Source organism: Streptomyces sp. NPDC042364 (genome assembly GCF_056437585.1).
The window spans coordinates 154885-173695 of sequence record NZ_JBWKAJ010000018.1 but is presented as its reverse complement, the minus strand read 5'-3'; the positions used below and the strand labels follow the sequence as shown (position 1 = coordinate 173695).

Sequence of the window (18811 nt, the reverse complement as noted above, 5' to 3'; positions counted from 1 at the left end):
CCCGACTTGTTCCCGGGGCCCGGGGGTGGGGGGCCCCGCCCCCCCCCCAACCTCCCCCAACCCCCCATAACCTTTTTGGGGGGTGGGGGCGGCCGGGCCCCCCCCCGACACCGTCTCCCTCGAATCGGCCAACTTCCCCGGCTACTACCTGCGCCACAAGAACAACGAGGTGTGGGTGGAGAAGGACGACGGCACCACCCTGTTCGACAACGACGCCTCGTTCCACGAGCGACCCGGTCTCGCCGACCCCGCGGCCGTCTCGTACGAGTCGTACAACTTCCCCGGCCGCTACATCCGGCACTACAACCACCTGCTCTACACCCAGCCGGTGAGCACCACGCTCGGCAGGCAGGACGCCACCTTCTACAAGGAGTAGAACCGGCCGGACGCACCGACCGGCTTCCCGCGAGGGCGCCAACCGGGCCGGGCGAGAGCGCCACGCGGAGAGCGATGTGATCAGTGAGCCAGCCGCGCGCCGCCTCGGGGCGGCGCGCGGCTGGCGACCTGCTCCATGCCCCACCTCTCGCCGGCGGCCGAGGCCCTCGCCGTCGACAGCCGACGCGTGTCAGCCGGAGCCACGGGAATGTCCCTCCGCCCGGCGGGCATTCCCCCGTCTGCACACAGTTCACCACGGTGACGGTAGCGTTCCGGGTGCCCCGTACAGGCCTGGGCTGGGCTCGGATCAGGCCACCTCATGTCATCGGCGACAAGCTGATGTGGGCCTGACATCCACGCCTCAGCGCGCAGACCGCCGACGACACCGCGGAGTCCTCGGCGGCAAGTGTCCCGCGCGGCCCGTGCGGCCCATCGGCTACCGATGGCGGACAGGCACGGCACCTGGGACGCGTCGAGGCTGCCGACGGAGGTCTCGCGAGTGAGAACCCGCCCGTCGCCGGCCTGCCGACGGTCGGAGTGGACGCGGACGACGATCACTGCGACGGAGTAGTACCAGACGCCGCGAAAGACCACCACGGCCTGCTCGGGCGTGCTCCGCGGCCGCCGGCTCCGGACAGGACGGCTACGACCGTCCACAGCGCGGATTCGTCGAGGAAGCCGACAAAACCGCCAAATGGAACGATCCCGACCCCCGCGCCCAGCCCTCGAGGGCTTCGTGCATCGCCGTGACGGCCGTGACGATGCGCTCCCGCGGATCACTCGCCAGGTCCCGGCGCCCAAGCTGATCGATGAAGTGGTTGAACAGGAGGACCAGGAGGCCCCCCTTGTCCTGGACAGGACCCGGCGCCCCAACGGCTCGGCGGCCCCGGCCCGCGAAACAGCACGAAAGACGGCCGGAAAGCAACGAAGAAAACCGCCGCCCGGAAGACTCCCGCCGAACCCGACCCCCACACCGCCCACATCCCGCAGCCAGCACCACACCGCCAGAAGCGACCTACGGCAACCAAGCAAGGCGGAGCTCTCGTGTACTCGCTGCCCCTGTCCGTGTGCATGATCACGCCGCGTACGTCGCCGCCGCGAGTGGCCGTGGCCATGTTGAGCGACGCCACCACAGCTCTGCATCATGCCGCTCGCCCATCGCGTAGCCCAGCAGACGGCGGGAGAAAAGATCGATGGCCGTCGCCAAGTACGGCTTGCCCTCGCTCGTGTCGATCTCCGTGAGATCGCCGCGCCAGAGGAATCGGGCTCCTCGGGCGTGAAGTCCCGGCGCACGAAGTCCGGGGCCACCGGCCGCTCGCCCGCCTGGTCGGCGACCGGCGCCGCCGGACCTTCCGTCCGGCCAGCCCGACCCCGGCCATGACCTTGGCGAACGTGTTCACTGCCACCTGCCGGCCGCGCCGGACCAGCTCGATGAACACCTTCGGCGAGCCGTAGGAGCCCCCGGACCGCTGGAAGATCTCCTCGATCCCCTCCGCCCGGTGCTGCCGGCGCACCTGGCGCGCGGTCGGCTCACGATCGCGCCACGTGTGGAACCAGCTCGCCGATGCGTTTGTCCTTCCCCCGGGCCTCGGCCCGCAGCCGCTCCAACTCGGCCCGCTCACCCTCCCGCAACCGGCCTCCCGACTCTGCCCCCGCCGACGCCTGGACGGGCGTGTCCGACGATGGCGAGCCATTGTGCTTGGCCCGCGACACCCGGCTGTGCGGCGTCCCCGTACGCACCGCGAGCTCCTCGGCCACCTCCGGGATCGGCTTCCCGGTCTCCGTCACGACCCCCTCGCGGAACTCCGCGTTCTACCTGCGCTTCCTGGCTCCCACGACCCTCAACTATCCCTCCGATCAAGGTCTCCACGCTACGAGGGGAGGTTCGAGACGGGCGCAGGCCACAGCTGGTGGGGGTTCCCACGTCCTCCTCGGACGCGGATGATGACGACGAGGCGTGGTTCGAACTCGCCGGGGCACTCGGCGGGTTCGATCCAGATGCTGCTGAAGACGTTGGCGGCGCCTTCGGAGCCGATGGTCTTGTCGAGAACAAGCCGGACACGCATTTCCGACGCGCCCGTTCCCCCGAAGCCCGGGCACCCGACCCCAAAACCTTGCAGACTACTTCGCAGGCACAGTGCACGTTGGGGGTGCGGATGGCGGGGATCGGTCTTGCTGCGGCGATCGAGGAATTACGGCAGGAGCTCTATAGGGCGCAGGACCTGGGGGCGGACCAGCAATTCGCGTTCGGAATCGAGGATGCCGAACTTGAGCTGCATCTGCAGCTACACAACAGCGGCAAGGGGGACGGCAAGGTCAGCTTCGGTGTGGCGACCGTCGGCGCAGGCGGTGAGCACTCCACCGTTCGCACCCACAGACTGACGCTGAAACTCTCCGTCCGGGACCGGGCCCGCGGTGGTTCCAGTCCCGAGATCAGCGACACCGAAACCGGGTCCTGGGACGAGGAGTGATGGACCCGCACAGACTGGTGCTGATCCACAGCGGGACCACGCGAATGCGCCACCGCGTCGGCTCCGGCTATCTCGTCGCCCCTCGCCTGGTGCTCACGGCCGCACACGTCCTCAGGGACGGCGACAGCGGCACCTGCTGGGAGGAGATCCAGGTCAGAGTGGGACACCCGGGCCGCGGTGAGACGCTACGCACCGGGGCAAAGCTGATCTGGAGCCATCCGCAGGACCTGGACGTCGCCCTGCTGCTCACACACGCCGAGATCGACGTACCGGGTTCGGTTCGGTGGGGCCACCCCGTGGGCACGGCCCCGCTGCGCTACGAGGGGCTGGGCTTTCCGCTTGCATCCGCGGAAGAAGGTCGTGACGCCGAACACCTCCGGGGCGTCCTGCCTCCGCTGTCCTCCGGGGCTCGCGGGCTCTACGTGCTGGACCAGGAGCCCGCACCCGACCTCCGTGACGACGGCCGCAAGGCCTGGGGAGGCGCTTCGGGAACCGCGGTGTTCTGCGACGACCACCTGGTGGGCGTGGTGATTCACGACGACCGGTCCTACGGCAACCGCCGCCTGCGGGCTCTCCCGGCACATCGCTTCGTCCAGGACGACGGCTTCGATGCACTCCTGCGGCGGTACGCCGACGGTCCGGCACGCCCTGCCGAGATCGGTGCCGCCTTCCCTACGGCCCTGCCCGCGGCGCAACGCAGCCCGGCCGAGCAGGAGACCGAGCGGCTCCTGTGGTCGCTGCTCGGCGGCCCGATCACCTACCAGGCACACGCCCGCGCCCTCACACGGCGGCTCGGATACACCATCCCCGACAGTTACGAACCGACCATGCCCGACCTCGCGGCACTCGTGGCGGCCCACCCCCGCGCCCTGCCCTCCCTGAGCGGCACCCTGGCCCCGGCGCTCACCGGCGAGGACGGGCGCACCCGCCTGACGGACGTCCTCACTCGCGCCCGTGCCGGCGGACTGTGCCTGCTCCTGTCCTTGGATGAGTGCGAGCACTTACTGGAACTGTTCCGCGGCATCTGCAAGGAGCAGCCCACGCTGATACCTCGCGCCGCCCGCGAGGCCCTGCGCTACGTTTGGCTGCCCGACCCGCTGAACCGCACGCATCTTCACCCCGACGACCTCGAACACGTCGTCGAGCACCTGGAGTCCGTCTCCGACAGCGAACGCGTACCGGACGGCACACCGCCCGTACCGGCCCTGCTCCGCCTGGTCGAATGCGTGGCCGCCGCTCTGGGAAGGGAAGCCGGCGCGGAGCTGCGCAGCTGGTCCGATCAGGTGGCCGCCCGGACCGGCATCCACCCAGCGGCGCTTGCCGAGCGCCGCACGGACGCCGGCCGCTGGGCCGCCCGGCAGTCGCCTCCCTTCTCCCGTGTCGTCGTCGAAGTCTCCCGCGCGCGGACCGAACCGCGCGAGAGCTACTACTGCCGCATCCTGCTCGCTCGCGCCGACGGCACGCACACCCCACTACACGAGGCGGAGAGCGCGCCGAGGACACCCGAGGAAGTGGCCCGGCGGGTACGCGACGCCGTCGAGGTCGTCGCGGACGAACTCGGCCCGACGGCCGCGCCCCACGCGACGGTTCTGGTGGCCCGCGACAGCCTGCATCTGCCCATCGACGAATGGAACCCCGGGGCACCCAACGAGTTCGTGCCCGACCAGCCGATCGGCGCCGAGTTCTGCATCACCCTGAGCTGCCCGGAGATGAGCGACCTGGTGCGAGGCAGAGAACGTGAGCACCGGCGACGCTGGGAGAGCGGACACGCGGCCCCCCTGGTGGTCGACGACGAACGTGTCACTCGGCCAAGGCTCAGGCGGCTGTTACAGACCACTCACCGTGACGCCACCCAGGTCGTGCTCTACGGTTCCCCGGAACAGCGGGAGGCGCTGCTCGAACTGTGCCTGGCACTCGGCGTCCCGGTCGTCCTCTGGGACCGGCGGGCCGACTGCCCCGCGGACGCGGCCGAGTTGCAGGAGCTGGACCCCACAGGCCCCCTCGGCGATCTGCCCGAGCGGGTCCGCGTCTTCCGCGGATCCGCGTTCGACGAGCCGGAGACGCTCCCGGCGCGCCCCGCACTCGTATGGGAGGAGCACGGCCGGTGGCCGCGGCCTGAATCGCTGACCCTGCAGGACCCCTCAGAAGGAGCGCACGCGTCATGACCGCCGCCGAATCCGCTGCCACCGACCACCTCACTCCGTCCGGCGACGGGGACTGGCGGCTCTTCCGCGGCGATGGAGCGCCCCGTGCGGTCGCCTTCCCGCCCGCCCCGCCGTGGCGCCGGCTCCACCCGGATGAGCCCGACGGCTCGCGGACCGCACGCCCCCGCCCGTACCTGATCGACCCCGACGACGCGGACATCGTCAACGCCGCCCTCCACCTGCGCCGGCCTCTGCTGGTCACGGGACACCCCGGCACCGGAAAGTCCTCCCTGGCCCACGCGATCGCCCACGAACTGGCCCTCGGCCGCGTCCTGCACTGGCCGGTCAACAGCCGCTCGACCCTGCAGGACGCCCTCTACCACTACGACGCGATCGGCCGGCTGCGGGAAGCGAACCTCCGCCAGGACACGGACGGCCTGGAACCCGGCATCGGCCAGTACGTCCGGCTCGGCCCCCTGGGCAACGCGCTGCTGGCCCGGGAGCGGCCCAGGGTCCTGCTCATCGACGAGCTGGACAAGGGGGATGTCGACCTGCCCAACGACCTGCTCACCGTGTTCGAGGAGGGCGAGTTCGAGATTCCGGAGCTCAGCCGCCTCCCCGAGGAACACTCCACGGTCCACGTCCGGACCGACGACCCGGACGCGCCGGCCCCGGTGATCCGCGGCCGCGTCCGCTGCCGTGAGTTCCCCGTCGTGGTCATCACCAGCAACGGTGAACGCGAGTTCCCACCTGCCTTCCTCCGACGGTGCGTCCGTCTCGACCTGCCCGAGCCCGACGAGGAGCGGCTGCGGGACATCGTCGCCGCGCACCTCGGCCGCGAGGCGCTCGACGACATCGACGATCTGCTGGAGGAGTTCCTCGGCCGCCGCGCGCCCGGAGAACTCGCGACCGATCAGCTCCTCAACGCGGTCTTCCTGCGCAAGGGCGGCATCGATCTGGACGCCGGCCGACTACTCGACGCCGTGCTGCACCAACTCGGCGGGGCGGTATGAGGTCGTGTTCGGACGTCTGAGAGAGATCCTGGCCGGGAGCGGTGTCGACCTCGCGGACGAGGAACTCCTCGACGTCCTGTGGCTGGCCAGGAATCTGCCGGGCGACGTCGCTCCGCTGGCGCGACGTCCGATCCCGACCGCACCCTCACGGCAGGCCGCCGAGCAGGATGAGCCCCGGGCCCCCGGCGCGGACGATCCCGCGCGGCGGGGCCCGCACCCGTCGCCGGAGCTCGCCCCGCGCCGCACGTTCCCTCTGCACGCGGCCCCGCGGGGGAAGGCAACCGGCAGGCCGGAGCTGACCCCATACCGGGCGCACGCCGTACGCACCCCGGGCCCTCATGGCTTGCCCAGCGGCCATCTCACGCTCGGCAAGGCATTACGGCCGCTGCGGCAGCGGCTCCCCGATCGGCGCCGGCAAGAACTGGACGTGGCACGGACAGTGGACGCCATGGCCGAGACGGGGCTGCCCGAGACCGTGACGAGTCCCGCCCGCAACCGGTGGCTCTCCCTCGCCCTGCTGATCGACGACGGCGTGTCCATGGTCTTGTGGAAGCGACTGGCCTCCGAGATCCGCACACTGATGGAACGGGCCGGGGCTTTCCGTGACGTCCGTGTCCTCGGACTGAACACCCGTGGTTCCCACGCCCCGTTGCTGAGCAATCGTCCCTACGTGCAGCAAGGTCCCTGTCTTCCGACGACCGCGCTGTGCGATCCCACCGGCGGCACCCTTGTCCTGGTGGTCAGCGACGGCGTCGGCGAAGCCTGGCGGGACGGCCGGATGAGCGAGGCAGCGGCCCTGTGGGCCCGACGGCAGCCCACCGCCATCCTGCACGCGCTGCCCGCCCGGCTATGGGCGAACTCGGGCATCACGACTCGGCCATGGCATGTCACCAGTGTCTGCAGGGGCGGTCCCACCACCCGCTGGCAGGTCACCGACCCGAAACTGCCGGCGGATCTGGTCGGCTTCGACTCCGTCCCCGTCCCGGTGCTCGAACCCACGCTGGCCGCCGTCGGCGACTGGGCCCGGCTGGTCGCCTCGCCGAGCGCCACCGCGGTGCTGCCGCTGTGGGACGTCGAACAGTCCCTCAGCCAGCCCCGGAGCACCGAGACCCGGCAGGGTCCGGACGCCGAAGCCGTCCTGCGCTTCCGCAGCGCGGCCAGCCCGGAAGCGTATCGGCTCGCCGCCCATCTCGCGGCCGTGGCGCCCGTCACTCCGCCCGTCATGCGCATGGTTCAGGAGGCCCTCGGCCCTCCGACGGACACCGGGCACCTCGTGGAGGTCTTTCTCGGCGGCCTCATGCACAACGCCGCAGACACCACCGGCCGGTCGCCGCAGCCGGAATTCTTCGACTTCTCCGACGACGCACGGCGCATCCTCCTCGGCACGCTCCCCGCCCGCGAGTTGCTGCGCACCACACGACTGATCGCCGACCGCCTGGCAGCGTGTGTCCGGCACTCACCGAGCTTCACCGCCTGGGTGGCACACCCCGGAGGCGCCGCCGCCGTCGGCGCACCCGAACGGTCCTTCGCCCAACTGGAAGAGCGGCTGCTGAAACGCCTCGGCGTCGCAACGCACATCGGCGCCCCACCCGCCGACCAGCCTCCTCCGGCTCCGCAACCCCCCGAACCCACAGAACGGGTCCGGCCACGGCCTTCTGCGGCTCAGCGGACGGACACCAGGCCCCCCACACCGTCCTCCGCGCCGGACACGAAGGCCAGGATCCTTCTGGTCGACGGCCAGCCGGAGAACCTGCTGGCCCTGGAGGCCGTCCTGTCCGGGCTCGACCAGACACTCGTCCGCGCCTCGTCGGGGGAGCAAGCACTCAAGGCGCTGAACGACGACGAATTCGCCCTCGTTCTACTGGCCACCCGGATGTCAGGAATGGACGGCTACGAGACCGCCGCACATATCAAGGCCCGCCTGCGGACTCGCGACATCCCGATCATCTTCGTCAGCAGCCACGCAATGGGCCCCCACCAGACCTTTCAAGGCTATGCGGCTGGTGCCGTGGACCACTTGGAGCGGCCATTCGATCCCTGGGTGCTGCGTGCCAAGGTGGCCGTCTACGTCCAGCTGCACCTTACGAACATGCAACTGCGTAAACAGGCGGCCTGGTTGGGCACCGGGCCCGCGACCGATCTGCTGGCGCAGCTATCCGCCCTCGTGTCCGACGCCGAGAGGCAGGCGCACGACCTGACGGAACAGCTTCAGACACAGGCATCGCGCGCGACGGTAAGGACCACGGCCGCCCGCCTGGAGCACGCGGTCAGGAGCCTGCGCCAGGTGCTGCAGGGCACGGTGGAACTGCAGAAGGAATCCGGTGCCCACCCCGCCCCGGCTTCCCTGCATTCACCACGACATCGAGACCGGTGAAGACAGCCCGGTCCTGAGCGATCGTGCCGATTCCTGGGCCGACGCCCATGAGTGCCTGTTTGCGGTTTCGCAGGGCCATTCGAGAACAGACGCGACTTCGGATCACGGCGGCGCGCCCGCCGGGCGCCGTCGACGAGACGGCGGCCCCTGAGGATCTGTGAAATCGGCCAGGGACGCTCTCCCTCCACCTCGTTGCGTCTTGAAGCGTGTGGGGAATGTGGGGCGTGAAGAGCGCGTGTGAGGGATCAGCGACCCAGGGTCGCCGGGCCCTGTTGATCGGTGACGGTCAGGCGAATCGTTACCCGCGGTGCTCACGAAGTCCGCCACCAGGAAGGTATCTCGCGAACTCTGCCGGCGATGGTGGGACGGGCCGCTTCCGGGGTGGTCAGCAGGGCGACGATGGTGACCGGCCGTTCGCAGTGCGGGCAGTTGCGGACGGCTCCGCGCCCGCCGGCGCCGGCCTGGCGGCCGTCCAGCCGGCGGACGGGGCGACGTCACGCGGGGACGCCGAGCGGCGGGTGCTCGAGTACGCGGGGTTTGTACTCGACCAGCTGGATGCGGCCGTCGAAGGTGCGGTGCTCGAGCATCTCGAGGGCAACGTCCGGGTAGCCGTCGTAGATGCGCTCCTCGCCCGTGGCCCCGGTGATCACCGGGAACATCACGACCCGGAAGCGGTCGACGAGTCCGGCTCGTAGCAGGGACCGGCACAGGCTGAGGCTGCCGATCGTGCTGAGGAGCCCCGTGCCGCTCGACTTCATGGCGCGGACCACCTCGACGGCGTCGTCGCGGACGAGCGTGCAGTTGGCCCACGTCAGTGGCTCCTCCAGTGAGGAGGAGAACACCACCTTGGACGCTTGCGTGAGCTCGTCGACGGACGCCTCTTCCTCGGGCCTGAACTCGGCTTGGCCACTCGGGACCTCGCCTGCGGCGAAGCCCGACATCAGGCGGTAGGTGTTCGCTCCCATCAGGTAGGTAACCTCAGGCTGCTCACCGAGCCACGCGAGGTACTCCGGGCCCTCGAGGCCCCAGAACCCGGGCCACCCCTCTCCCGATGCGTAGCCGTCGAGGGAAGTGATGAAGTCGACGAGAAGCTCCGACATGACGGTGTCCTTTCCTGGGGTGTCACGAGCTTGGACCGGCCGGGAGCCACAAACTCATCGGCCGCGCCGTGAAGTGACGAGAAAACCCATGACTCTGCAGCCGATCAGGTCGGCGGAGCGGCACTGCTTCGGAGCGCCGGAGGCCCACATGGTTGCACTATGCACGCAGTCGGGTGATGATCTCCACGCGATTGAGAACGGCGGTTTGCGTACTGTCAAAGCCCCGGCTCAGCCCCCGCCGCTGCCCGACGTCGACAGCGGGTACCTCATCCACTCACCTGCGACGGCAGCGAAGCACTTCCGTGAGTACGGCCCCTCTCCGATCGACGGCGAACCGATCGCGCTGGTCTTCGCCAGCGACGGCGGGGCCATCTGTTCGCCATCGGAGCCAGCGGACAGGTCTGGAAGTCCACCACGGCCTCCTGGTTTGACGGCTTCGAGGTCACCGCGTCCGACTTGCAGAGGTTCCTCGGGTAGTTCGGCCGCAGATCGCGAACCAGACCTGATCATCGGCCGAGGACAAACGGGCCCCTGCCCCAGGAGGTCATTCCACAACCGGGGAATCGCGAGCAGGTGTGGAGACGCCCCTGAGCAGGGTGCGCCGACGCCCCCAGTCGGCGACTACGAAGTCGCGACCCGCCTCGCCGACGGGCGCGGCGCCCGGCACCACCACGCAGCAGCGAGGCCCCGCCGCCTCCCGCGCCATGGAACGCTCCCGCGTGATGCGGCTCATCGCCCAGCTCGCGCCCAGGCTTCGCCACCACCAGGTCCGCGAACGCACAACCGCCTGGGACGCGCTCGAACTGGCAGCCCCCGAGCCGGCGACCTGGATGAGGGCCCTGGGCATGGACGGCGCCGCAGCCGCAGGGGCATGCCGGGCCTACGGCATCGGCCCCGCCGCCCTCGACGTCATCCTGGACGGTCGGCCGGTTCGCCGTCGGCTGCGCGAGGGCACGACGGTCACCCCCTGCTGGCCCTGGCCGCCGAGCGCGGGATCGACCTGCGCCGACGGTCAGTCAGGAGTTGGAGGAGGGCTCGCTCTGTCCGGCCACCGCACTCGACTATCTCGCCAGAGCCACCAGCGCTCCCGCACCACGGGCTTCCGCACGTCACGAGGTTTCAAACCAGTGGGGCTTCGGCCACTCCGGCATCCAATCCGTAGCGAAATTCCCCGAGAACACCCCGACCAACCAGTCGATAACAGACTCCTCGAACTCGTACCAGTCCCCCCAGGACCGCCGAAATGCGGAGACTACCCACTCCCCGTCTCCGCGATCTTCAAGGAAGAACTTATCGCCTTCGACGGAGTGCCCCCAGTGAAGCATTCCTCCCGGATCAGGCAGGACCTTTCGAGGAATTACGGGATGCCCATCTCGGACGAAATCACTCATCCAGACATTCTTGTCCACCAGGGACTGCTTCCCGAAAAGGAATATGTAATCCGAGATCAACGCGTCGCCATATCGGGAGCACACCTGCTTGAGTTCATCCGGGAGGGGTACACCCAAATCCCTCTCCACAGCATTGAAGGAAGCACCAGCCCGCCCCGGAGGAGCCCCGAGCAAATCCTCCAACTCTTCAAATGAAGACATTTCCCACCTTTCGACGCTACCAGCATCTGTAGGTGGCGGCGGCATTGTCATCAAACTCACGATGCACACACAGCATGATCGACACCGGCGTCTTCACCCCGCCGACCAGCAAGCCGGCACCCGTGTCGCAGCCGGCGGCGCGCCGGCCGGCCCGGCCAACACACCAACGCAACAGCCCCTTCCGAGTGGCATCCGGATGCGAAAGATCATGGACGCTTCAGCGCAAGACAACACGTTGGCAGCCTCAGGTCCGCAGACGCCGCCGCAAGCCGCCACCAGCACGGACATCACGGTGGAGACTGGGGCCCGGATCGGGCACACCGCACCCGTCAGCACCACCGACACTGGGCGGCCGAGTTGGCGGTCAGCATGCTGACGTGCGGGTTTCGCCGGGCCGGCTTTCATGAATCGGGTCACCATCGTGCGCGCAGCACGCCGTCGCTGTCAGGTAGAACGGCTTGGAGCAGTGGACTGCGTTCGTCGGTGTAGAGGGGCAGGGCATGGGCCGCTCGCGCGTCGGCCGCCAGAGCGGCGAGCTCCTGGTACTCGGTCTCATCGACGACCACGTCCCTGATCGTTCCGTCCTTCGTCTCCCAGACGAACTCAATGTGCCATTCGGACGGCAGCGCGGTCAGGACCGCACCGACGTCGGGTTGCAGGTCTGGCCAGACGGTCAGCAGGGCGCGCGGGCCGAGACCGGCGCGCACCGCGTTGAGGTTTTCCGTGGTGAGACGGTGCCAGCGTGTGGCGTTGACAACGGCGGTCTCCTCCAGGAGCAGGCCTTGTCGCGCTGCCAGCTCGGTGCGCACCCGCGCCCAGAAGCCTTCGTCCGCGGCCTCTGTCACCTCTGGTTCCGCGGCGTAGGGGGAAGTCCCTACCGGTTCCGCGAAGAGGCCGAGTTCCCGCGTACGGGCCACGGCGTCCGTGCAGGGCTGGTCGCTGCCCACGTACACGTACTGGTCCCATCCGACGTGCACGGCGAAAACGTCTCCCGCCTCCAGCCGGCACCAGGCGCCCTGCTCACGGAGCATGACGCGGATCAGCTCCAGGGCCACCGCCAGGGAGACTCGGCCCCGTCGTGGTAGCCGGTGAGGTCAGCCGGGAAGAGCCCGCTGAGACCGTGCCCCTCGATCGCCGGCCGGGCACCGAGGTGGACGAGGCCGGCGACAGAGGGCTCACGGATCTCCAGCCGGTCGATGCCCGCGGCTTCCGCGAACGCGGAGACCGCCTCCAGATAGGCGGCCTCGACCGGCCCGTGGTCGCTGATCGCCTCCTCGGCGCCCTGGTAGCTGCCGTGTTCGTCACGGTCGGCGGGGTCGTACTTCGTGATCCGGTGAACGAAGGCAGGCGGCACGCTACTCCTAGGCAGGGGGGAAGGTAACGCCAGCGTAGGTCCCGGGCCGAACTCGCAGTTCCCGATTTCGCCGCACGGCCCGACAGGTTCAGTGCTCAGTCACAGGGTGCGATGCCGTGAGGCTGCACGGGTGATCGTCCGCTGCCACCACATCATCAGCCCCGCGACCGGCAAGGTGGTGCCGGAGCACCCGGGCATCCGGGTGGGGGCGGGGCGCGGGGGTGACGAAGGCAGCGTCCACCCTCGGGTGGTCAGCGCTCAGCTACTCGCCGGGAGCCGTTGTCGATTGGCTTGGGCAGGTGCCTGGCGTGGTCTGCGAACAGTGGCTCGAGGGCTCCGTAGCGGGGCTGGTTGTCGGCTTTGCGGAGCCGGTGGAGCACGTTGGGTCGCTCCCGGGTCCAGACAGCGCGTAGTGCCGGTTCGGATGCGAGGTGCGGTGGGCAGGAGGCGAAGTCAGGCTCGCCTTCGGTGACCGGGTGCAGATGCGGGAGCTGACGGCCAGGCGCCTGCCGTCGTCGCTGATGGGTTTTCGATGGCTTGTGAGAACCGGGAGCTGGGCGAGCATGCGCTGCCAGTTCTCGGGTTCCGGCGTCCAGGAGGCGAGGGCCTCGCGTCGGTGCGGGCAGGAAAGTCCGGACGGCGCCGTCGTGATGACGACGCGGGGCCGCCCACATTCCAGGGCAGTCAGCGGAAACACACCAGGCCTGCCGCCACTCCGTACACCAACAGGCTCCTTCCGAGCGTCAGCCGGCGAGTGTTCCTGACAGGCGTTGATGCCGGGCTGCGCGGCGAGTTCCGCGACCCGTCGCTTGCGCGCACCGCCCGCGTCCACCGCCGTGGCCTCGGGGGGTGAACGCCGACGAGGTGGGCGCGGGAAGCACAACAACCCCATATACGGACACGGAATGCGGAACGCGACCCTGCGGGATTGTCTGCGACGGCAGGAGGGGGGTGCCAAACAACTTCCCGGCTGTGAGCGTCGGTCGTGACATCGCCGCACGTCGAACAGTTCCGGAGCACACCTTGCCCACCAGCGTCCTGGCCGTGGTCGCCCTGTCCGTCCTCCTCGGATTCCTGGTGATCATCTTGCACTGGGTGGACAGCCACGGGCCGGACTCCACGGCGGCGGACCATACGACGGCCGGCACCGAGACCGCCGCCGGCACGAAGCACATCGACTTCCCACAAGCCGGCTCGAACAGCAACCGCGGTCCAGGCGCCTGATCACACAGAAGAACCGGGGGACGCACCGCACATGCGCATCGCCTTCCTGCTGCACAATGCCTACGCGATGGGCGGCACCGTACGGACGACCATGACGCTTGCCGACACGCTCGCCGGGCGACACCAGGTGGAACTCGTGTCGGTCTGCGAAGTCCTCGGCGATGGTCCGGGACCTGGAGCCGATCCGGTGGGCGTCGTGACCTCCGCGCCGCCCCCGCCTCCCCTGCCCGGCGAGCCGCTGTCGGGCCCGGTGGGACACCTGCGGCAAGGCAGACGCCGTGGCCGAAGGGGATAAGTTCACCGCCGTCCGATCGACAGAGCCGTGGGGGCGGAGAGAGGGGACGAAGGCGGTCCGTCCCTCCGGACGGTCAGCAGCGGACAGGGATGCGCTTTAAGGATCCCAGGCCCTCGGCATTGGCGCGGCGGCGCCGACACGGCATTGCCGGATCTTTGGGGTCCCCGCTGGTGTGGACTCGGCCGGGCCGGGCTCTTTAGCCTCGACCTCAGAGCGGACGTGGTGGCACGGCCGGGGGTGTGCGAGGAGAGACGAGAGGGGCAGCGCCGCGGCGGCGTTGGCGTTGGCTGTATTCGGTGATGGCCCGCCACAGGTCACGCCGGTCTACGTCGGGCCAGTAGTCGGGGGTGAAGTGCAGCTCGGCGTAGGTCGCTTGCCAGGGGAGGAAGTTGGAGGTCCGCTGTTCGTTGCCGGTGCGCCAAAGCAGGTCGACATCCGGCATGTCGGGGTGAGGCAGATGGCGGGCGAAGTCGACTTCGTTGATGAGGTGAGGGTCGACCTCGCCTGCTCTGGCGGCCTGGGCGAGGGCTGCGGCGGTCCTGGTGATCTCGTCGCGGCCCCCGTAGTTGATGCACACGGTGAGGGTCAGTCCGGTGCGGGCGCGGGTGCGGCGCTCCTCGCGCAGGAGGGCTTGGACGAGCTCTTCGGGCAGTTTGTCGGGGCGGCCCGACCAGCGCTGTCGTACGTCGAGGTCACGGATGGGGCCTTCATCGAGGTCGTGTCGGATCGTTTCCAGAATGGTGGCGATTTCCTCGGTGTCGCGTTTCCAGTTCTCGGTGGAGAACGCGTAGAGGGTCAGGTGGCGCAGGCCGATCTCCAGGGCGCCGTAGACCATCTCGTGGGCGGCGGCGGTGCCGGCGCGGTGGCCTTCCGGGCGGGGCATGCCCCGCTGCTGGGCCCAGCGGCCGTTGCCATCCATGATGATCGCCACGTGCGAGGGCATCTGGTCGGTGGCGATCTGCGGTGGCCGGGCGCCGTCGGGATGCGGTGGCGGGAGCCTCAGGGCGGTGTCTTCGGCCGCCGGGATCGGATCCCGGGCGACCGCCGCGGGCCGTCGGGGTCCCGGCATGGTCAGGGGCGTCAGGCTCCAGGCCAGATGCGAGCGGATGCGGGCGGGGGCGAGGATGCGGGCGCGGGACATGAGAGAAGGGCGCGGAGCGCCTCTGAGCAGGTCGGCGCCGGCTGCGTCGACGGCATCGAGTTGGGCTCGCAGCAGGCGCGCCGCCGTGTCGAGCAACGTAGCGGCGCCCGGGTGCATGCCTCTTGTCATGGCGGGCCTGGTCACCCATCGGCGAGCCAGAGCGGTCAGTTCTCCGATCAGAGCCGCTGTTGCGGGGCTCCAGCGCCGCTGCCGCAGATCGTCTTCCGCGCCGGGGTGGGCGTCCAGGGTCTCCTGCGGCAGGAGCAGGTGGCCCTGGACAAGGTCGGATCCCAGGTCGGTGAGGATGTCGGTGAGCTGGGCACCGTCGATGAACTGCTCGTAGTCCCCCTGCCGGTCCAGCCTCAGCGTCATCGGTGCTCCGGCCTGTTCGAGCAGGTGCCGTACCTGGTCGACCCAGGGTGCGATTTGCTCGTCGCACCAGGCCCGCCACGCGGCCCAGTCGGGTAGGTGCCGGCTGCGGGTGTCGTCCCGTGCGCTGGTCATGGCACCTTGCAGGCCGGACAGGTCAAGACGCCATCGCAGGGCGGTGTCCACCAGGGCGTGCCGGACCGGATCCGAGCCGGTGCCGGCCGCCAGGTCGCGTTGTAGTGCTGCTGTCCACGCTTCGACCCGGGCCGCGCGCTCGGCCGGGGCGGCATCCTGCTGGTCGGCCAGGTCGTCCAGGACGCTCGCTGCCGCCCACAGGGCCCACCCGGCCGGGCGCAGCACGGCCGGCATCAGCTGGATAAGGGTGTGGATCGCGGGATCGTGCACTCGTGTGGTGCGTCGGCACAGCCGGTACGCCGCCCGCAGGGCCGGGTCGTCACCGGTGAGCGACCGGGCGGTGGGTCGCCCCCGCCGTGCTCGCGGGGCCGCATCGTGGTCTGCCGTCGTGGACTGTGGTGTGGCGCGCATGTGCGGGAGTGGGGCCTCAGTGTGCTTCTGTGTCGGATGCGGCTGGTGAGGGGGCCTGGCGGGGCGCGGGAAGGCCGACCTTGTCGCGTCCTGGCCCGGGCAACGGAGTCCGGGCGGTCAGCGGCAGACGGTTGCGGGTGCTACGGCGGAAGCCCACCAGCGCGATCAGGGAGGCTGCCGCGAACCAGGCGAGCTGGATGGCAAGGTGGCCGGGTACCGGGCTGGTGGAGAATCCGGCCGCTGTGCTGACCTGCATGGCCCCGTAGGAGGGCAGGTAGCGCATGACCGGGTTGTCGGCGCCGGAACTGGTGATGGGGTTTTGCAGCGCGAGGTCGATGATGCTGGTCATCACGATGGCGAACATGCCCTCGACTTCCCGGCGCAGCAGGGAGCCGAAGCCGACGCCGAGCGCACCGTAGGTGAGACCGGCGCAGAACAGCGCGGCGGCGAGCAGGCAGGGCTGACGGGGTGTCCAGGCAAGGCAGGTGACGGCGGTGGCATAGACGGCGACCGCCGCCGAGACCAGAGCCAAGGCGGTGACCTTGGCCAGGACGAGGTGCGTGCGGGGGTAGCCGGCCATGGCCAGCCTGCGGTCGAAGCCGCTGCCGGAGAACGTGGCGGCGAACATCATGAAGCCGGTGATCAGCGTGACGGCGTTGAGCGCGCCGCTGATCTCGGTCAGTTCATTGCCGTGCGGCGCGAGCGTCTCTCCGGTGGCGCGAAGCCGCATCCGGGCCGGGGTGTCGGGCATCGCCAGGTACGCCAGGGTCGTCCACACCGGGACGAACAGGCCCACCAGGACCATGGCGAACCGGTTGCGGCCATGCTCGACCAGCGTGAACCGGGTGGCGACGGCGAAGCCGGCCAGGTGGAACCTCATGCGGCGGTCTCCGCCTCGTCCGGGCGGAGCGTCCCGCCGTCCAGCCGCCACAGCTCGTCCAGGCGTTCGGTGTCGTACGCCAGGTGAGAGACGACCAGGACCGAACGTCCTGCATCCCGCAGCCGCACGACCAGGTCCCAGAACCGCTGGTAGGTGTCCCAGTCGAAACCCTGATAGGGCTCGTCGAGCAACAGCACCTGCGGGTCGTGCATGAGCGCCAGCGTCACGTTCAGCTTCTGCCGGGTGCCGCCACTGAGCACCCCGGCCCGCTCGTCGGCGTAGCCGGTGAAGCCCAGCACTTCCATGATCTCCTCGGCATGGCACACATCGGCCAGGCGGTAGGCCGTCTGGAAGAAGGTCAGGTGCTGCCGCACGGTGAGCGCGTCGTTGAGCACCACGTGTTGAGGGCAATAGCCCAACCGGCCGCTGTGGCGGACCGTGCCGCGCATGGGCCGCAGCTCGCCGGAAAGGACCTTCAACAGCGTGGACTTGCCCGCGCCGTTCTCCCCCACGATCCCGCACACCGTCCCGGCCCGAAGCCGCAGGTCAACACCCCGCAGGACTGAGCGCCGATGATAGGCGTGATGCACATCCCTGACCTCCACAGCGTCTCCCGCCCGTAGATCTGACCCGACCTTGCCCGAATGGCCTAACGATCACGAGGTGGAACGGACACGAGCGCGTGTCGTCGTGCCACCAGGACGCCTGCATGCCTGTCGAGTCCGGTGCCGGGTACCCGGTGCATGCACGCGCTGGGGAGGACAAGGGAGAGGGAGTCGGGGCAGTGGCGGTGAAGGCAATGGGATGGGCGCACTCTTTCCCCATGTCGAAGGGAGTGCGTGCGGGGCGGCAGTGGACACGAAGGCGACTCGAGTCCCTGCCCTGGGCCGCCGCCGAGCCGGACACGGTGGATTCCATCGTGCTGGCGGTGTCCGAGCTGATCACCAATGCGCACATCCACGCGCACAGCGACGCATACTTGGTCCTCACGTGGGACGGCGACTGCCTCCATGTGAGTGTCCACGACGAGGATCCGACGCTGCCGCGCCATCGCGAACCACAGCCGGGTGAGGTCTCCGGCCGCGGAGTGGCCATCGTGCGGAAGCTTGCCGACGAGTGGGGAATCAGGTGCCAGCGGCGGGGCAAGACGGTGACGGCGTGCTTCCGCCCCGCCGAAGCCGAACCTGACACCACTGCTGATCCCGATGTCGGTGTGCTTGGCCACCGGCGCGACGGCGGGGGCAGCTGAGCGCGTCGGTACGGCGGCGCACTCGGCCTCAGGCAGGGCCGGCTGCCGCTTCGTGCGGGCGCGCGCCTGTACGTGCCACGGGTGGGTGCTGCGGTCACGGCGGCGGTGCTCTGTCAGTCCCCGCTCATAGGATCGCGGCATGTCTGACGCCTTCACCGTCTTGTGGACCCATGACACGTGCCGTGCCCTGCGCAAAGCGGGCCGCGTGGGCGAGCGGCCGCCCGTCGCCTTCAGCGGCGTTCATTCCTCCCTGCCGGCGTGGGCGGGTGCTCGTGCTGGAGACGAGGTGTACGCGCTTCACGTCAACCGCTGCGAGGTGTTCGTGGTGAGCCGTATGCGGGTGATCGACATGGAGCGGCGCGACTGCTGCGGCACGGCTCCCGCAACCTGGGAGGACCGTGCGTATCCCGGGCACGGCGGCTGGTCGATGCTCGGTGCCGACGGCTGCGGTGCCATGGCGGTGCACGTGGACGCGACGCCCGTACGCTTCGACGTGCCCCTGCCCGGCGAACTGCTTGCGCGGCTCACCTGGCGTAACCGCCGTGGTCAGACCCGTGGTTTGAAGTACGTGGTCGATGGCCGTCTCGAGCGCTCGGTCAGCCTTCAGGGGTTCTACCGTCTGACCTCCGAGTCGGCTGACGAGTTGGCAGCAGTCATGGGTGGCGCCGTCTCTTGATGCCGACG

The 18811-nt window shown here is 69.7% G+C and carries 16 protein-coding genes and 4 pseudogenes; 10 read left to right on the top strand and 10 right to left on the bottom strand.

The features are described from left to right. Window positions 1–63: 63 nt before the first annotated feature. Window positions 64–376: pseudogene (locus AC067N_RS29720) on the top strand (AbfB domain-containing protein); the annotation flags it as partial. Between the two features lie 1074 nt (window positions 377–1450). Here the strand turns inward: AC067N_RS29720 and AC067N_RS29715 are convergent. The 3 genes and pseudogenes from AC067N_RS29715 to AC067N_RS29705 form a co-directional block, all read right to left on the bottom strand. Continuing rightward, window positions 1451–1621: pseudogene (locus tag AC067N_RS29715) on the bottom strand (hypothetical protein); the annotation flags it as partial. Window positions 1622–1724: 103 nt separating this feature from the next. Beyond that, window positions 1725–1889 (bottom strand): annotated as a pseudogene (locus AC067N_RS29710) (IS3 family transposase); the annotation flags it as partial. 16 nt (window positions 1890–1905) lie between these two features. Then, complete coding sequence (locus AC067N_RS29705; RefSeq protein WP_478681963.1) at window positions 1906–2163, bottom strand: transposase; 258 nt, start codon at window positions 2161–2163, stop codon at window positions 1906–1908. 122 nt (window positions 2164–2285) lie between these two features. Here AC067N_RS29705 and AC067N_RS29700 point away from each other — a divergent pair, with 122 nt between their 5' ends. The 5 genes and pseudogenes from AC067N_RS29700 to AC067N_RS29680 all read left to right on the top strand — a co-directional run bounded on the left by AC067N_RS29700 (window position 2286) and on the right by AC067N_RS29680 (window position 8377). Next, window positions 2286–2846, top strand: a complete 561-nt coding sequence (locus AC067N_RS29700) for a trypco2 family protein (protein WP_478681962.1) — start codon at window positions 2286–2288, stop codon at window positions 2844–2846. Then, window positions 2846–5011 carry a VMAP-C domain-containing protein gene (locus tag AC067N_RS29695; protein ID WP_478681961.1) on the top strand — a complete coding sequence of 722 codons (2166 nt, stop codon included), beginning with the start codon at window positions 2846–2848 and terminating at the stop codon, window positions 5009–5011. Before AC067N_RS29700 ends, AC067N_RS29695 begins: the two co-directional genes overlap by 1 nt. Next, window positions 5008–6003: an AAA family ATPase gene (locus tag AC067N_RS29690; RefSeq protein ID WP_478681960.1), complete on the top strand. Its 996-nt coding sequence runs from the start codon at window positions 5008–5010 to the stop codon at window positions 6001–6003. The genes AC067N_RS29695 and AC067N_RS29690 overlap by 4 nt, the downstream gene beginning before the upstream one ends. Before the next feature lie 4 nt (window positions 6004–6007). Continuing rightward, a pseudogene (locus AC067N_RS29685) lies at window positions 6008–7435 on the top strand (SAV_2336 N-terminal domain-related protein); the annotation flags it as partial. Between the two features lie 288 nt (window positions 7436–7723). Beyond that, complete coding sequence (locus AC067N_RS29680; protein ID WP_478681976.1) at window positions 7724–8377, top strand: response regulator; 654 nt, start codon at window positions 7724–7726, stop codon at window positions 8375–8377. 494 nt (window positions 8378–8871) lie between these two features. On the opposite strand, the gene AC067N_RS29675 is transcribed toward AC067N_RS29680, so the two are convergent. From AC067N_RS29675 to AC067N_RS29660, 4 genes are all read right to left on the bottom strand, one after another. Further along, window positions 8872–9477 (bottom strand): dihydrofolate reductase family protein, encoded by a 606-nt coding sequence (locus AC067N_RS29675; protein WP_478681959.1) that lies wholly within the window; start codon window positions 9475–9477, stop codon window positions 8872–8874. Between the two features lie 1109 nt (window positions 9478–10586). Further along, window positions 10587–11069, bottom strand: a complete 483-nt coding sequence (locus tag AC067N_RS29670) for an SMI1/KNR4 family protein (RefSeq protein ID WP_478681958.1) — start codon at window positions 11067–11069, stop codon at window positions 10587–10589. 413 nt (window positions 11070–11482) lie between these two features. Then, window positions 11483–12124, bottom strand: coding sequence for a hypothetical protein (locus tag AC067N_RS29665; protein ID WP_478681957.1), 642 nt, complete (start codon window positions 12122–12124; stop codon window positions 11483–11485). After that, entirely contained in the window at window positions 12109–12423 is a 315-nt protein-coding gene (locus AC067N_RS29660; protein ID WP_478681956.1) for a hypothetical protein, read from the bottom strand. The genes AC067N_RS29665 and AC067N_RS29660 overlap by 16 nt, the downstream gene beginning before the upstream one ends. 1023 nt (window positions 12424–13446) lie before the next feature. Here AC067N_RS29660 and AC067N_RS29655 point away from each other — a divergent pair. Together AC067N_RS29655 and AC067N_RS29650 are read left to right on the top strand one after the other, a co-directional pair. Next, a complete protein-coding gene (locus AC067N_RS29655) occupies window positions 13447–13647 on the top strand; it encodes a hypothetical protein (protein ID WP_478681955.1) in 201 nt (66 codons plus the stop codon). 31 nt (window positions 13648–13678) lie between these two features. Further along, window positions 13679–13942, top strand: coding sequence for a hypothetical protein (locus AC067N_RS29650; protein ID WP_478681979.1), 264 nt, complete (start codon window positions 13679–13681; stop codon window positions 13940–13942). A gap of 208 nt (window positions 13943–14150) precedes the next feature. On the opposite strand, the gene uppS is transcribed toward AC067N_RS29650, so the two are convergent. The 3 genes from uppS to AC067N_RS29635 are packed head-to-tail and all read right to left on the bottom strand — an operon-like array spanning window position 14151 to window position 17483. Next, on the bottom strand, window positions 14151–15998 hold the full coding sequence (uppS, locus tag AC067N_RS29645) for a polyprenyl diphosphate synthase (protein ID WP_478681954.1): 1848 nt from the start codon (window positions 15996–15998) through the stop codon (window positions 14151–14153). Window positions 15999–16014: 16 nt separating this feature from the next. Continuing rightward, window positions 16015–16878, bottom strand: a complete 864-nt coding sequence (locus AC067N_RS29640; RefSeq protein WP_478681953.1) for an ABC transporter permease — start codon at window positions 16876–16878, stop codon at window positions 16015–16017. Further along, window positions 16875–17483, bottom strand: coding sequence for an ATP-binding cassette domain-containing protein (locus AC067N_RS29635; RefSeq protein ID WP_478681952.1), 609 nt, complete (start codon window positions 17481–17483; stop codon window positions 16875–16877). The genes AC067N_RS29640 and AC067N_RS29635 overlap by 4 nt, the downstream gene beginning before the upstream one ends. Before the next feature lie 179 nt (window positions 17484–17662). Here AC067N_RS29635 and AC067N_RS29630 point away from each other — a divergent pair, with 179 nt between their 5' ends. Together AC067N_RS29630 and AC067N_RS29625 are read left to right on the top strand one after the other, a co-directional pair. Next, the gene (locus tag AC067N_RS29630) at window positions 17663–18127 is read left to right on the top strand and encodes an ATP-binding protein (RefSeq protein ID WP_478681951.1); all 465 of its coding nucleotides are present in this window, start codon (window positions 17663–17665) and stop codon (window positions 18125–18127) included. 139 nt (window positions 18128–18266) lie between these two features. Then, entirely contained in the window at window positions 18267–18803 is a 537-nt protein-coding gene (locus tag AC067N_RS29625; RefSeq protein ID WP_478681950.1) for a hypothetical protein, read from the top strand. The last annotated feature ends 8 nt before the right edge of the window (window positions 18804–18811 follow it).